At 75.2% G+C, this 11945-nt stretch carries 13 protein-coding genes; 6 read left to right on the top strand and 7 right to left on the bottom strand.

From position 1 onward, the window contains the following. The 5 genes from VE546_RS25800 to VE546_RS25780 form a co-directional block, all read right to left on the bottom strand. Positions 1 to 1013, bottom strand: a 1013-nt coding sequence (locus tag VE546_RS25800) for an extracellular solute-binding protein (protein ID WP_324926427.1), incomplete at its 3' end; no start/stop codon positions are given. Beyond that, positions 1010 to 1990: a hypothetical protein gene (locus VE546_RS25795; protein ID WP_324926425.1), complete on the bottom strand. Its 981-nt coding sequence runs from the start codon at positions 1988 to 1990 to the stop codon at positions 1010 to 1012. The genes VE546_RS25795 and VE546_RS25800, both read right to left, overlap by 4 nt. After that, positions 1990 to 3552: a vWA domain-containing protein gene (locus VE546_RS25790; RefSeq protein ID WP_324926423.1), complete on the bottom strand. Its 1563-nt coding sequence runs from the start codon at positions 3550 to 3552 to the stop codon at positions 1990 to 1992. The genes VE546_RS25795 and VE546_RS25790 overlap by 1 nt, the downstream gene beginning before the upstream one ends. Next, positions 3549 to 5921, bottom strand: coding sequence for a serine/threonine-protein kinase (locus VE546_RS25785; protein ID WP_324926420.1), 2373 nt, complete (start codon positions 5919 to 5921; stop codon positions 3549 to 3551). The genes VE546_RS25790 and VE546_RS25785 overlap by 4 nt, the downstream gene beginning before the upstream one ends. After that, entirely contained in the window at positions 5918 to 7666 is a 1749-nt protein-coding gene (locus tag VE546_RS25780; protein WP_324926418.1) for a serine protease, read from the bottom strand. The genes VE546_RS25785 and VE546_RS25780 overlap by 4 nt, the downstream gene beginning before the upstream one ends. An 81-nt stretch (positions 7667 to 7747) precedes the next feature. Between VE546_RS25780 and VE546_RS25775 the strand changes: the two genes are divergently transcribed. Further along, complete coding sequence (locus VE546_RS25775) at positions 7748 to 8056, top strand: trypco2 family protein (protein ID WP_324926416.1); 309 nt, start codon at positions 7748 to 7750, stop codon at positions 8054 to 8056. 82 nt (positions 8057 to 8138) lie between these two features. Here VE546_RS25775 and VE546_RS25770 read toward each other — a convergent pair whose 3' ends face one another. Next, a complete protein-coding gene (locus VE546_RS25770; protein WP_324926414.1) occupies positions 8139 to 9011 on the bottom strand; it encodes an LLM class flavin-dependent oxidoreductase in 873 nt (290 codons plus the stop codon). Between the two features lie 78 nt (positions 9012 to 9089). On the opposite strand from VE546_RS25770, the gene VE546_RS25765 reads away from it, so the two are divergent. Beyond that, positions 9090 to 9572: a hypothetical protein gene (locus tag VE546_RS25765; protein WP_324926412.1), complete on the top strand. Its 483-nt coding sequence runs from the start codon at positions 9090 to 9092 to the stop codon at positions 9570 to 9572. A 289-nt stretch (positions 9573 to 9861) separates the two neighbouring features. Continuing rightward, the gene (locus VE546_RS25760) at positions 9862 to 10314 is read left to right on the top strand and encodes a hypothetical protein (RefSeq protein ID WP_324926410.1); all 453 of its coding nucleotides are present in this window, start codon (positions 9862 to 9864) and stop codon (positions 10312 to 10314) included. A gap of 126 nt (positions 10315 to 10440) precedes the next feature. On the opposite strand, the gene VE546_RS25755 is transcribed toward VE546_RS25760, so the two are convergent. Further along, positions 10441 to 10686 carry a WhiB family transcriptional regulator gene (locus VE546_RS25755; RefSeq protein WP_324926408.1) on the bottom strand — a complete coding sequence of 82 codons (246 nt, stop codon included), beginning with the start codon at positions 10684 to 10686 and terminating at the stop codon, positions 10441 to 10443. Positions 10687 to 10960: 274 nt separating this feature from the next. Between VE546_RS25755 and VE546_RS25750 the strand changes: the two genes are divergently transcribed. The 3 genes from VE546_RS25750 to VE546_RS25740 all read left to right on the top strand — a co-directional run. After that, positions 10961 to 11266 carry a transporter gene (locus VE546_RS25750; protein ID WP_324926407.1) on the top strand — a complete coding sequence of 102 codons (306 nt, stop codon included), beginning with the start codon at positions 10961 to 10963 and terminating at the stop codon, positions 11264 to 11266. Then, positions 11263 to 11628 (top strand): hypothetical protein, encoded by a 366-nt coding sequence (locus VE546_RS25745; protein ID WP_324926405.1) that lies wholly within the window; start codon positions 11263 to 11265, stop codon positions 11626 to 11628. The genes VE546_RS25750 and VE546_RS25745 overlap by 4 nt, the downstream gene beginning before the upstream one ends. A gap of 115 nt (positions 11629 to 11743) precedes the next feature. Then, the coding region (locus tag VE546_RS25740; RefSeq protein WP_324926403.1) for a helix-turn-helix transcriptional regulator at positions 11744 to 11945 on the top strand (202 nt) is incomplete at its 3' end.

The raw sequence follows: 11945 nt of genomic DNA, 5'->3' as shown, positions 1-11945 counted from the left end.
GCCCTGCCCTGCGCGCTCATGCGGAACATCGCCGCGAAGTCCCCGGACACCTCCCGGTCCGGGCTCGTCCGGTCCGCGCCGGGCAGCACCTGCGGGGACGGCACGAAGGTGGCGCGCGGGGCGTCGTGGCCGTACAGGCTGCGGGCGAAGCTGCCCTGGTGCTCCAGGTCGCAGGGCCGCCCGGGGTCGAAGAGCAGGCCGGTGCCGCCCTCCGGGCCGCGGTGGTCGGTGACCAGTGCGGCCCGGGCCGCCTCGCCCCTGCCGTCGCCCGACATGAACGCGCCCCAGGTCCGCCAGGCGTCCACGACGGGGTCGTCGGTCCACTTCATGTTCCCGGTCGCCCACCGGTTGTAGGCGTCGGCGCCGGACTGCTGGAGGAGGATGTCCTCGATCCAGTCGCTGCCGGGCCAGCCGGAGGTGGCGTCGGCTCCCATGCCGATGCACCAGCGGTCCACGTCCCCGGCGACGGCGTGCGGGTCGCTCCCCCGCTCGTGCCAGACGATGCTCTTGAGGTCGATCTTGACCGGCAGCCAGTAGCGCCGGCGTTCGGACATCCCGGCCGGCTGCGACAGCCACGGGCCCTCGTAGGCGTCGTCGTCCGGGAGGACGTCGTCGTCCAGCCGCCGCAACTGGCCGCGCTGCGCGTAGTCGGCCAGGTCGCCGAGGACGGGCAGCACCGCGATGTCCGGCGGGTCGCCCGCCAGCACGCTGGAGAGCAGCACCTCGCGGGTGGCGGTGGTGCCCTGGTAGTCGACGCGGACGCGCTCCTGCCCCTGGTGCCCCTGTTGCTCCTGTTCGAAGCGGTCCAGCAGCCTCCTGAAGGACTCCGCCTCCCGCCCCGTCCAGGGGCCCAGGACCGTCAGGGTGTGGCTCGGCCCGTCGCTCCGGCGGGCGCAGCCCGTCGGCCCCGATGCGAGCAGCAGGCACAGCAGCACCAGCACCACCGTGCGGGCGGCGCGGGCCCCGCGGGTCCGGCGGGTCCGCGCCCCGCCCCTCGCCGCGGCCCGCCTCATGACCGGAACCTGTACTGGCCCAGGTGCCGTTGCAGCCCGATCCAGGACAGCACCGCGACGGCGGCGCCGCCCGCCGGGATCACCGCGATCCCGTCCTGCCGGGCGGCCGTCCTGTCCAGCTCGCGCGTCACCTTGTCCAGCGTCTCCGCGGTGTTGACCCGCATCCGCTCCAGCCCCTTCTTCTCCAGTACGCTGTCGGCCCGCACGCCCCGGTGCCGTTCGGCGGCCGACGTCAGCTCCGCGCGGGCGGCGTCCAGCCGCCGCTGGGTCTCCTGCGCCCACCCCACCGGCAGCACCGCCGCCAGGAGGATCAGGCACGCCGCCAGCAGGCAGGGGTTCAGGCGCTGCGGAAAGCGCCGGTTGAGCTGCCACTGCACGACGACCAGTGCCACCGCCAGGACGAGCAGGGCCGCCGCGGCCAGCCGCCAGGCCGTCCACCGCGGCCCGGTGAACGCCGTCTGCTCCACCAGCCGGTCGAGCTGGTCGTCCTGGAGTTCGTCGAGCCGGGACAGGATGCCGCTCTCCCCGCGGTTGAGGATGGTGTCGGCGCTGTGGAACCACGCCTCGCGCAGGTCGCTCCGCTCCGCGTGCCGCACCGCCAGGGCGATCGCCTCCTGGTAGACCACGAGCAGGGCGTTGACGGTGCTCAGCGTGTGCTTGCCGGCCTCGCCCGCGACCTGCCGGTCGGCGATCTGCGACAGGCTCTGGGTGGCCGCCCCGATCTGGGTGCGGTACGTCTCGTCGGTGCTGGTCTCGTCGGTCAGGCTGGAGCTGAGGTGGGTGCGGGCGGCCAGGTGGGCGCTCATCAGCGCGCTGCGGGCGGCGGCGACCTCCAGGACCGCCGGCGCGGTCCGGTCCCGTACGTCGCCGGGGCGGCGGTGGGTGTCGTGGTACGCGCCGAACAGCGCCGCCGAGGCGAGCGCGGCCAGCGCCACCAGCCCGCCGAGCTGGAGCACCAGCAGGCGCCGGGTGCCCATCACCGTCCCTCCCCCAGGGGGTGTCCGCAGTTCTCGCAGAACCGCCCCGGCCGCACCCATTCCCTGCACCGGGAGCAGCGCGCGGGCCTGTCGTCGCTGTGCGTCGTCCCCTCCGCGGGCCCGGCGTCCCCGCCGAGCGCGCTCGGCGGGGGCGTGGTGTGGCCGCTCATGATCCCCACCACGTTGACGTCCTCGGGGGTGATGACGTCGCGGACCCGCACCCGGCCGAGGGCCGCGTTCTCGACGATCACCAGCTTGCGGAGCTGCTTGAGGTGGGCCGTGGCGCCGAGTTCGTGCGCCAGGCGCACGGCCTTGCCCAACTCCCGTTCGGCGGCGGGGATGTCGTCCCGGTACAGGGCGGTGGAGCCCGCCCAGGAGGCCTCCTGGAGTTCGGCATGGCGCTGGAAGTGCCGTCCGTGGACGCCGGGGTCGGTCAGCGGCGGGTACTCCTGCGTCCAGTGGACGGTGACCGGTTCCTCCCGCGGCAGCACCACGTCCCCGGAGCCCTCGGCCTCCAGCCGCAGGGAGGCGATCCGCGCGGTGTGCGGCTCCCGGTGGGCGGGGTGGTCGGGGTGGTCGGGGTCCACGCGCATCCTCAGCTCGTACCAGCGGGTCTCGTCGCCCCACGCCCCGGTCGGGAAGCACGTCCGGTCGCCGTCGTGGACGGCGGTGTCCGTCAGGTCCAGCACGGTCGGGTTGACCTGCCGGAAGAGGGTGATCTCCAGGTACGGCTCGGTGCGCACGCCCAGCGTCAGTTGCGGCAGCGTCCGGCGGGTGGACGCCCCGATCAGCTCGCCGAACACCCGGGTGAGCTGGTCCTCGAACCCCTCCGCGCCCTCCTCGACGACCGCCTCCGCCCGGCCGTGCAGCCGGTCGGCGATCTGCTGGAGCTGTGCGGCGTCCCAGTCCGCGCCGATGCCCAGGGCGTCGCAGGTGAACTCGCCCGCGCAGTCGTCCAGGACGCGCCGCAGCTCCTCGACCCGGCCGTGCTCGTCCCGGCCGTCGGTGAGCAGCAGGGCGTGCCGGAAGGTGGCGCCGGGGCGCGCGGTGAGCAGCCTGCGGGCCAGGGAGAGCCAGGCGGAGATCCGGGTGCCGCCGTGGACGTCCAGGGTCAGGGCCGTGCGGCTGCCGTCGGCGCGGGAGGCGGGCGAGGCGGCGACGGTACCGGGCCCGGCCGGGCCCGGCGGCGGGTAGACGAGCCGGGCGGTGTCGGTGCCCGCCACGAGGGCGAAGTGGGTGCCGTCCGGGAGCCTCTCGATCGCCGCCGCGGCGGCCTTCCGGGCGGCGGCGATCTTGCGGAGGGTGGGGTGGGCCATGGAGCCCGAGCAGTCGATGATGATGACCTCGGACCGCTGCGGAGGACGGCGCGGCACGGCCGCGTCCAGGCCCTCCGCCCGGATCTCCACGATCACGTGCACCTCGTGGTCGCCGTGGGCGCCGGGGCCGCCGCCGCGGGCGTACTGCTCGTAGGCGGGTGCCACGCCCATGCGGAAGCGGGGCGGTCCGGCGCCCGGCGGGCCGGTCACGGGTCCCGGCGCCGGGCCGGCCGCGGGATCGGTCATCGAAGCGGCTCCTTGGGTCGGACGAACCAGGTGCGGGGGAAGACGGCGTTGGAGCAGTCCACGAGGTGCTCGTTCTCCGCCCTGGTGGCACCGGGCAGGTGGGCCAGGTCGTGGAAGGAGGCCGCCAGCAGCGTGCGCAGGCCGGCCTCCGTGGGCGGCTCCCCCGCGGGCGGCTCCTCCGTGGGTGGCTTCCCTGCGGGCGGCTCCTTCCGGCGCCGCCCCCCGAACAGCTCGCCGGCCAGTTCCGCCAGGTGCGCGCGGTCCTCCTCCCGCGCGCGCTCCCCCTCCGCCGCGTCCGCGGCCGTCCCGGTGACCCGCTGGATCCAGTCCAGCGCCCACTCGCGCAGCTCGGCGGTGAGCCGGGTGCGTTCGGGCCCGGACGCCGCCCCGCCGTCGAGGTCCAGCCGGGGCAGCTCCCGCTGGGCGTCCGCCAGGCTGCGCCAGCCGGGCAGGGTGCCCTGTTCCGGGCGGAGCCGGGCGGCCCGGACCCGCACCGCGGCGATCCGGGCGGCGTCGTAGTGCCGCGACATCGGCGGCACCCGGTCGAACACGCCGGCGGCCCGTTCGCGTTCGCCCCGGGCCAGGTGGACCCGGGCCAGGCCGAAGGCGGCGCTGCCCTGCTGGGTGTTGCGCTGCCACACCGCGTGGTAGAGGCGCCGGGCCCGCTCCAGGTCGCCGCGGTGCTCGGCGCAGTAGCCCAGGGCCAGCTTGGGCGCGTACTCCCCCGGCAGGGCGTCGTAGACCTGCTCGAAGTTCTCCTCGGCGGTCTCCACCTCCTGCCGGGCGAGGCGGACCAGGCCGCGGTGCCAGGCGATGCGCCAGTCGGGCACGGCCTGGCTGCCCGAGGGGAGGCCGAGGATGGCCTCCGCCTCCCGCAGCCGCTCCTCCGCCTCGTCCAGCTCCCCGGCGCGGTCCCGGTGCCCTTCCGGCAGCCCCTCCCGCACGTCCAGGTGGGCCCGGCACAGCCGCAGTTGGACCTCCACGCTGGGCCCCCGGCCGTCCTCGTCCAGGAACCGCTTCAGTTGCCGCACCACCGCGCGCGGGTCCTGCGGCGCGGGCAGGCGCAACTGGACGATGGCCGGGTCGTCGCGGCGCGGCAGCGGCACCGGCAGCCCCACGGCGACCTGGGCGGGGGTGGGGCGGCCGGACTCCAGCGGGGGGCCGGTGACGGTGCGCCGGTAGTCCCTGGCCCGGCGGCCCCGCCAGTGGCCGAGGCCGGGCACGGAGCCCAGCCCGGCGTCCAGGAGGGCCTGGGTGGGCGCGAAGACGTCGGACGGCCGGGTGTACTGCCGTCCCGTCCGCAGCGAGATCAACTCCCGCAGTATGCCCTCCAGTTGCCCGGACATCTCCTCGGCGGAGGTGAACCGGTGCCGCGGGTCGCCGTCGGTGGCGCGCTTCACCAGCCGGTGGAAGGAGTCGTGGCCCAGCCCGGTGCCGGGGGCGCCGGGGGCGCCGTCCACCGCTGCCCGGGCCAGCTCCTCCAGGGTCCGGCCGACGGTGTGGATGTCGTGCGCGACGGTGGGCGTCCCCCGGCCGCGGCCGGTCTCGGGGGCGGCGTAGCCCTCGGTGGTGACGGGCGTGCGGCCGACGTCGTCCGGCCGCTGCACCCCGCCCAGGTCGATGAGCACGACGCGGGTGCCGCGGTGGATGACGTTGTCGGGCTTCATGTCGGAGTAGACCAGGCCGCGGTCGTGCAGGACCGCCAGGGCACCCAGGATCTGGCAGCCGTAGCGGGCGACGTGCTCCAGGGTCAGGGGCTCGTCGGGGCCGAGCCCCTGACCCCGCCGCGTCTCCTCCAGGATCCTGCGCAGCGACTTGCCGCCGATGTACTCCATCACGATGTAGTCGGCGGGGATCCTGCCGTCACCGGGCCGGTGGGGCACGTAGTCGACGATCCGCACGATCGACTCGTGGCCGATGGCGATCATCTGGTTCCGCTCCTCCAGCATCTGCTCCCGCGCCCCGGGATCGTGCGGGTTGAGCACGCCCTTGAGGACGACCGGGCGGTCGCGCAGCCGGGTGTCGACCGCCAGGTAGACCCAGCCCAGGCCGCCGTGGGCCAGCGGGCCGCGCACCTCGTAGCGCCCGCCGTCCAGCGGCTCCCCCGCTCTGAGCTGGGGGAGCAGGGAGTAGGGGGTGCCGCACTCCGCGCAGTAGCCCTCGTACCGCGGGGGCAGGTCCCGGTAGGGCCGGCCGACCGGCCGGCGGCACGCGCGGTTGCCGCAGGGACGGCCCTGGCGGGGCGGGACGGGGTCGGACAGGACGAGGGCGGCCGGGTCGTCGGGCGGGAGCACCTCGGGGAGGTCCAGCAGCGGCGCCTCCCCGGCCGGTTCCGGTCCCGCGTCGTGCACCGTCCGCCGTCCGTTCACCGCTCCTCCTCCGCGCGTCCCCGCGGGCGCTCTCCCGGGCCCTCCCCCGGACCTCCCGGCCCGGGCTCCTCCGCCGGGGGCCAGCCGAGCGCGCGGCGGAGCGCGGACACGTAGCGGGCGACCGCCCTCGCCGCGCCCTCCGGCTCGAACGGCCCGGTGTGCAGCGCGTCGTAGGCCGCGCGGTACTCCTGGTCGAGGTCGACGTCCTCGATCCGGCCGTGCCGGACGGCCAGGTGCCGGTAGGCCCGCAGCTCCCCGCGGAGCGCCGCCCGCCGCTCGTACCCCCGCTCGGCCGCCTCCCACGCGGCATCCGCCTTCTGCTCCGCCCGCCGGATGCCGCGCTCCAGGGCGTCCAGCGCGGCGCGCGCCCGCTGCGGCGGCGGGCCCGTGCCGGTGCGGTGGGCGTGCCGCAGCCAGGACAGGTCCACGTGCAGCCGCGTCACATCGCCGTCCGGGGGCTCCACACCGGCCAGCCGGACCCTGGCCCGCGCCAGGTCCCGCAACCGCCCGTCGAGCGCGTCGAGCCGCTCGGCCAGCGCGCCCATGCGGTACCGCAGGACCAGTTCCTCCTCGGCCGCCTGGTCGATCCGGGTGCCCGTGCCGTGGAAGACCAGCAACTGGCGGCAGCCGCGCTCGGCGAACTCGCCGCACAGCCCGGCCAGCCGGCCCGGGTCGGCGGCCTCGTTCACCCCCAGCAGCGCGAGGGTCAGCGGCATGCGGCCCGCGCGCAGCCGCTCCAGCGCCCGCGCCGGGTCCGGCTCCTTGAGGTTCATGCGCTCGGCGACCTGGGCGACCACCTCGTCGGCCGTCGCCCCCCGCGCGTCGACGGCCAGGTCGAGGCTGCCGACCGGGGGCACGGTGGAGGCGGGGTCCGTGGACAGCACCGTGGGGACCTCCACGGACAGTTCGCGGTCGGCGAGGGCCAGGGCGCGCTGGAGGGTGCGGTGCCGTTCGGACCCCCGCTGGACCTCCGTGACGTAGACCGGGGACCGGTTCCCGCCCCCGAGCCAGGCGGCGAGCCGTTCGGCGTAGCCGGGGTCGGTCACCGGCGCCGAGGACGCGTCCGAGGCCAGGGACGGCTCCACCCCCCGGCGTCCCCGGACCCAGCGCCGCAGGTCCGGCAGGTGTTTGACGATGGTCTCCACCGGGATCATGTGCGCCATGGCCAGCGGCTCCGGCGCGTCGGCGTCGAGGTACTGGGTGACCGTGATGCCCAGCACGCTGGGCGGTTGGTTCATGTCCAGCACCGGTCCGCCGCTGAAACCGCGCCGCGGCAGTTGCGAGGGCCGCAGGTTGAGCTGCACGCGCTCGCCGAACTTCATGCTCACCGTCGCCTCCAGCGCCGCGCCCCGGGCGCCGCGGACCGATTCGGCGTAGCCGCACATCTCCACCCGCATCCCGCGCACCGCCGCCCGCAGCAGCGGGGCGGTGTGGCCGCCGGGCGGCGGCCGGTGCAGGCGCAGCAGGGCCACGTCCCCCCGGTCGTCCCGCTGCGGCGGGATCCAGCAGCCGTCGACGACGGTGGCGGTGGAGCTGTCGGCCCCCTCGATCTCGGGGAAGTCGACGGTGACGGACGTCGTCCGGTCGTTCAGCACGTGGGCGCAGGTCAGCACCGTGTTCCCGCCGAGCAGCACGCCCGAGCCGATGACCCTGCGCGATTCCCGGGAACGGATGCGGACCCGCCACGCCTCCCCCGCGGTGTGCTCCTCCGTGCCCGGCGTTCCCCGTGTGACACCCTCCCCCATACGTCGGCAGCATACGCGCCCACCGCTTCTCTCTGTAGCCTTTCGGTGTCAATCGGTAGGCTTTTCAAGGGGGGTTGAACGGTGGCGAACTCCGAGGACACCGTCGGCCTGGCGGACGTGATCCGCCAGATCCGCGCGGAGCTGACGGCGGCGCAGCGCGAGGGCGACGACCAGGACGGCGAGCTGCGCTTCGCCGTGGACCGGGTCAGCCTGGAGGTGGCCGTGCAGGTCCGCCGCGAGGGCACCGGCCGTACGGGCCTGCGCATCGGCGTGGTCACGGCCGACCTGGGCGGTGGGACCAGCAAGGACACCACCCACCGCATCCAGGTGGACCTGGTGCCCCGCCACCGCAGCGGCACGTTCGTGGTCGGCGGGGAGCCCTGCGACTAGCCCGGCGGCCGGTGCGCCGCCGACCGTACGGGTACGGCCGGCGGCGCCGGTGCAGGTGCCGGGGCCGGTGCCGGTGCCGGGGTCAGGGGACCAGCGGGCGGACCTCCTCGGCGGCGAAGCGCACGAAGCCCTCGATGTCCGGCTCACCGGCGGTGGGCTGGAGGACCACGGTGCCGGCCCCGGCCTCCGCCAGCAGCCGTACGGCCGCCGCGACGGTCCCGGCGTCCCCGACTGCCGCGTACGTGGGCGCCGAGGGGTCGGGGCGGTCGTCGAGTTCGGCCCGCATCCGCGCCTCCGCGTCCGGCCCGGTCGCCGCGTGGAGGTAGACGACCACCTCGTGGCGGTCGGTGCGCCCGGCGGTGGCCCGCCCCTCGTCGACGAGCCGGCGGGCCCGGCGGACCCCGTCGGGCGGGGTGTCGGCGGTGAGGACGGTGCCGTCCGCGGCCTCGCCGGACAGCCGCAGGGAACGCGGCCCGGTCGCCCCGGCGAGCACCGGGGCCGCCGCCGGCGGCGGCCAGTCGAGGGCGACGCCGTCGAGCCGCACGTAGCGGCCGTCCGTGGTGACCTCCTCGCCCCGCAGCAGCGCCCGCAGCGCGTCGAGGTACTCGCGCAGCAGCGTCACGGGCGACTCCGCCCGCGCGCCGACCTGCCCCATCCAGCTCTGCACGCCGTGGCCGACGCCCAGGACGAAGCGCCCAGGGAACATCCGGTGCACGGTGGCGGTCTCCATCGCGGTCAGGGCGACGTTCCGCAGGGGCACCGGCAGCAGGCCCACCCCGACGCGCAGCCGCTCCGTCCAGGCCAGGGCCGCGCTCGCGGCGGCGATGCCGCTGTGGAGGAAGCAGTCCTCCCACAGCCACAGCTCCTCCAGGCCCGCGGCGTCCGCCGCGCGGGCCGCGCCGCGCAGCCGTTCAGGGGGTAGTTGGGGCCGGAACACCACGCCGAGAGCAGTCATGCGCCCTTCCTACCGCCCGCCTCCGGTGCGGGCAACGGCATCGCCGGGCGCGGCGGCGCGCCGCGCTAGGGTGGCCCCGTGGCAGCGACGCACCTCCTGATCATCGGCGACCGGGAGCCACTGACCTGGGTCGTCACGGCCCAGCGCATGGCCTTTCCCCGGGGCCGGTCCACGTCCGCCCTCGCCGAGGGCGACGAGCTGTTGCTCTACACCACCCGCGGCTGCTTCCGGAACCCCACCCGCGACCTCGGCCGGATCATGGCACGCGCCCGGGTCGCCGGCCCGGTCCGCGTCCTGCCCGAGCCGGTCCGCTTCGGCGACCGCGACTTCACCGAGGGCTGCGACCTGCGCATCGAGGCCCTGGCGCCGTACCGCGAGGGGCTGGTGCTGCGCGACCTGGTGCCGCGCCTGTCGGTCTTCCCCGACCCCGCCTCGTGGAGCGTCCGCCTGCGCCGCACCGTCCTGACCCTCCCCCCGCGGGACGCCGAGCTGCTCGGCCGCGAACTCGCCCCGCACCTCAGGCCCTACGCGGAGACCGTGGACGGCTACCGCACGGCCTGACGGAACGGTCTGACCGCACGGCCTGGCCGACGCCGTGGGCTACCGGCGAAACGGCCTGGCCGGCGGCTTCGCAGCGCCTCGTGCGTGGTGGTCCCGTGAGGCCAGGGGCGCAGGCCGGGCCTCACCCGGAGCAGCACGTCGGCATCACCTCACGACGCTCATGCTGCGATTCGGGGGGCGGTCACCGGCGGCCGGACGCCGTCATCCGACATCCGGTAGTTGACGAAACGGGCCGGGTAGACCATGATCCTCAGATCTTCGAACTCGCGAACTATTTGGGGGGAATGACATGTTGAGGACGCGACTGAGGAACCGGGTCGCCACACTCCTGGCGGCGAGTGCGCTCTTCGTCGGCACTTCCGTCACGCTCGGGGCGAGCAACGCGGCGGCCGCCGACTGGACCTTCGAGAAGAGCGCGGTGTCCTCCGACGGGAGCTTCACCATCTCCGCCTACTACCAGGGCACCTACGCGGGTCTCATGGAGTGGCGCGGCGACCCCCGCGACGGCGACCCCGGCGACGCGTTCCGCGTGGTGGATCGGCTTTCCGACGGGTACGGCCTGGAGGCCAGCATGATCAGCCCGGCGACGGGGCGCGTCGCCACCACGCGCGGGCACTCGGCCGTCTACTACAGCCCGTGGAACACCGGTGACCTGAAGGAGGACACCACGGTCTACATCCAGCTCTGTGCGGTCAAGGGCGAGTTCTTCTCGTGCAGCATCGCCTACAGCGGCCACGCGTAACCACCCGCCGACCGCCCGACCCCAGGGCGTCTCGCCGTCCGCCCCCGGAAGCCGGGGACGGGCGGCTTTTCCCTTTCCGCCGCCGGGCCCGGCACGGTCGAGGCCGCCCACGTCGTCGGCTCACCGTCAGGCGCGCTTGAGCCTGCGGCGCTCCTCCTCCGAGAGCCCGCCCCACACGCCGTAGCGCTCGTCATGGGTGAGGGCGTACTCCAGGCACTCTATGCGCCCCTCGCACGACTGGCAGATCCGCTTGGCCTCGGACGGTGTCCTGCCCGGCTCCGGGAAGAACGGTTCGGAGCCGATCTGCGCGCACAACGCGCGCTCCCACCATCCGGGCAACTGCCTCACTGGACCGGAAAAATCGATCGCCATGCGGCCACCCTGCCCGCCGCCGATCAACGAACCATCAACATCCGATCAACGTCCGGCGAGGGCCCGGCCCCCGGCGGGCCGTCCCCACCCGGCTCCGGACCCGCGGTCCCCTCCGGTACTGCACCGGAGGCAGACCCACACTCCCACTCCGTACGGGCTTCCCACCAAGGTCTCCCGGAACCGGGCGTGTCAGCGCACCGGCGACCACTCGGTCCGCCGGGATCTGGGTACGGTCACTCATGTCTTCAGCCGCGGTCTCCGACACGATCGAGGCATGGAGAGCACGGCCCGGACGAAGACTTCGCGAGGCACTGACGCCTCGGTGGCGGCACTGCTGTTCCTGCTGGACGCCTTTCTGGTCGGCGCGTTGTTCTACCTCGTCATGGTGTCCCACGGCTTCGACGCCGTGCCCGACCGGGTGTCGGCGGCCCGCATGGCCGGGAGGGCTTCCGCGGTGTGCGCGGTCGGAGCGGCGTTCACGGCCGTACCGGCCCTCCGGTGGAGGGCGTGGATCACCTTCACCACCCAGCTCGTCGTCCTCGGCGGCTCGGCCCTGTTCTTCGCCCTGCTCACTCTGTGACGGTCTTCCCCGCCCTCCCCCGCCCGGCTCCCCGCGCCCCCGGCAGCGCCCCGGAGGCCGCGCCCGCCACACGGTTGCGGGACGCGATCAAGGCTGCGGCGGCCCAGGCCAAGGCACTGGCGGAGGACGGACGCTTCGCCCAGGCGGCCGAGGTGCTCCGGGCCGTCATCGCTCCGGCGGCGGAGGCGCTCGGTGCCGAGAGCCCGCGCGTGCTGTGTCTGCACAGGCGCCGGGCGGCGATCCTCGTCGTGGGCGGGGACTTCCGGGCGGCGCTCCCGGAGTTCGACGCCCTCGCCTCCACGTACCGCCGCGCGGCCGGGCCGAACGGCATTCTCGCCCGCATCCGCCTCACTGAGGGTTGATCCGTCGCCGGGTTCGTGTACGGGGCGGGCGCGGTTCTGTACGGGTCAGGGCCGTGACCGGAGGTGGGCCTCGCGGTTGGTCCCGGGTGGACCGATCGCGAGGGGGTACGGACGCATGACGGACAAGCGGCAGCGGCGGGGCATCGCCAACCAGGACGACCCGCCGGCCATCTGGCTCGGCTACGGGAAACTCCTCAAACTCCACCGCAGACGGGCCGGGATGACCCAGGAGCAACTGGCCGGCGCCATCATGTACTCGCTCGACATGGTCTCCGCCGTCGAACGCGGCAAGCGCCCCGCCAAGCTCCCCTTCACCC

Source organism: Streptomyces sp. (genome assembly GCF_035644915.1).
GTDB lineage: Bacteria > Actinomycetota > Actinomycetes > Streptomycetales > Streptomycetaceae > Streptomyces.
This window is presented reverse-complemented; position numbering and strand designations above follow the sequence as displayed.

Bases quoted from the DNA above. Each gene is read 5' to 3' on its own strand.
- VE546_RS25795 (WP_324926425.1), bottom strand. From the start codon at position 1,990: ATGGGCACCCGGCGCCTGCTGGTGCTCCAGCTCGGCGGGCTGGTGGCG.
- VE546_RS25790 (WP_324926423.1), bottom strand. From the start codon at position 3,552: ATGACCGATCCCGCGGCCGGCCCGGCGCCGGGACCCGTGACCGGCCCG.
- VE546_RS25780 (WP_324926418.1), bottom strand. From the start codon at position 7,666: ATGGGGGAGGGTGTCACACGGGGAACGCCGGGCACGGAGGAGCACACC.
- VE546_RS25770 (WP_324926414.1), bottom strand. From the start codon at position 9,011: ATGACTGCTCTCGGCGTGGTGTTCCGGCCCCAACTACCCCCTGAACGG.
- VE546_RS25760 (WP_324926410.1), top strand. From the start codon at position 9,862: ATGTTGAGGACGCGACTGAGGAACCGGGTCGCCACACTCCTGGCGGCG.
- VE546_RS25755 (WP_324926408.1), bottom strand. From the start codon at position 10,686: ATGGCGATCGATTTTTCCGGTCCAGTGAGGCAGTTGCCCGGATGGTGG.
- VE546_RS25750 (WP_324926407.1), top strand. From the start codon at position 10,961: ATGGAGAGCACGGCCCGGACGAAGACTTCGCGAGGCACTGACGCCTCG.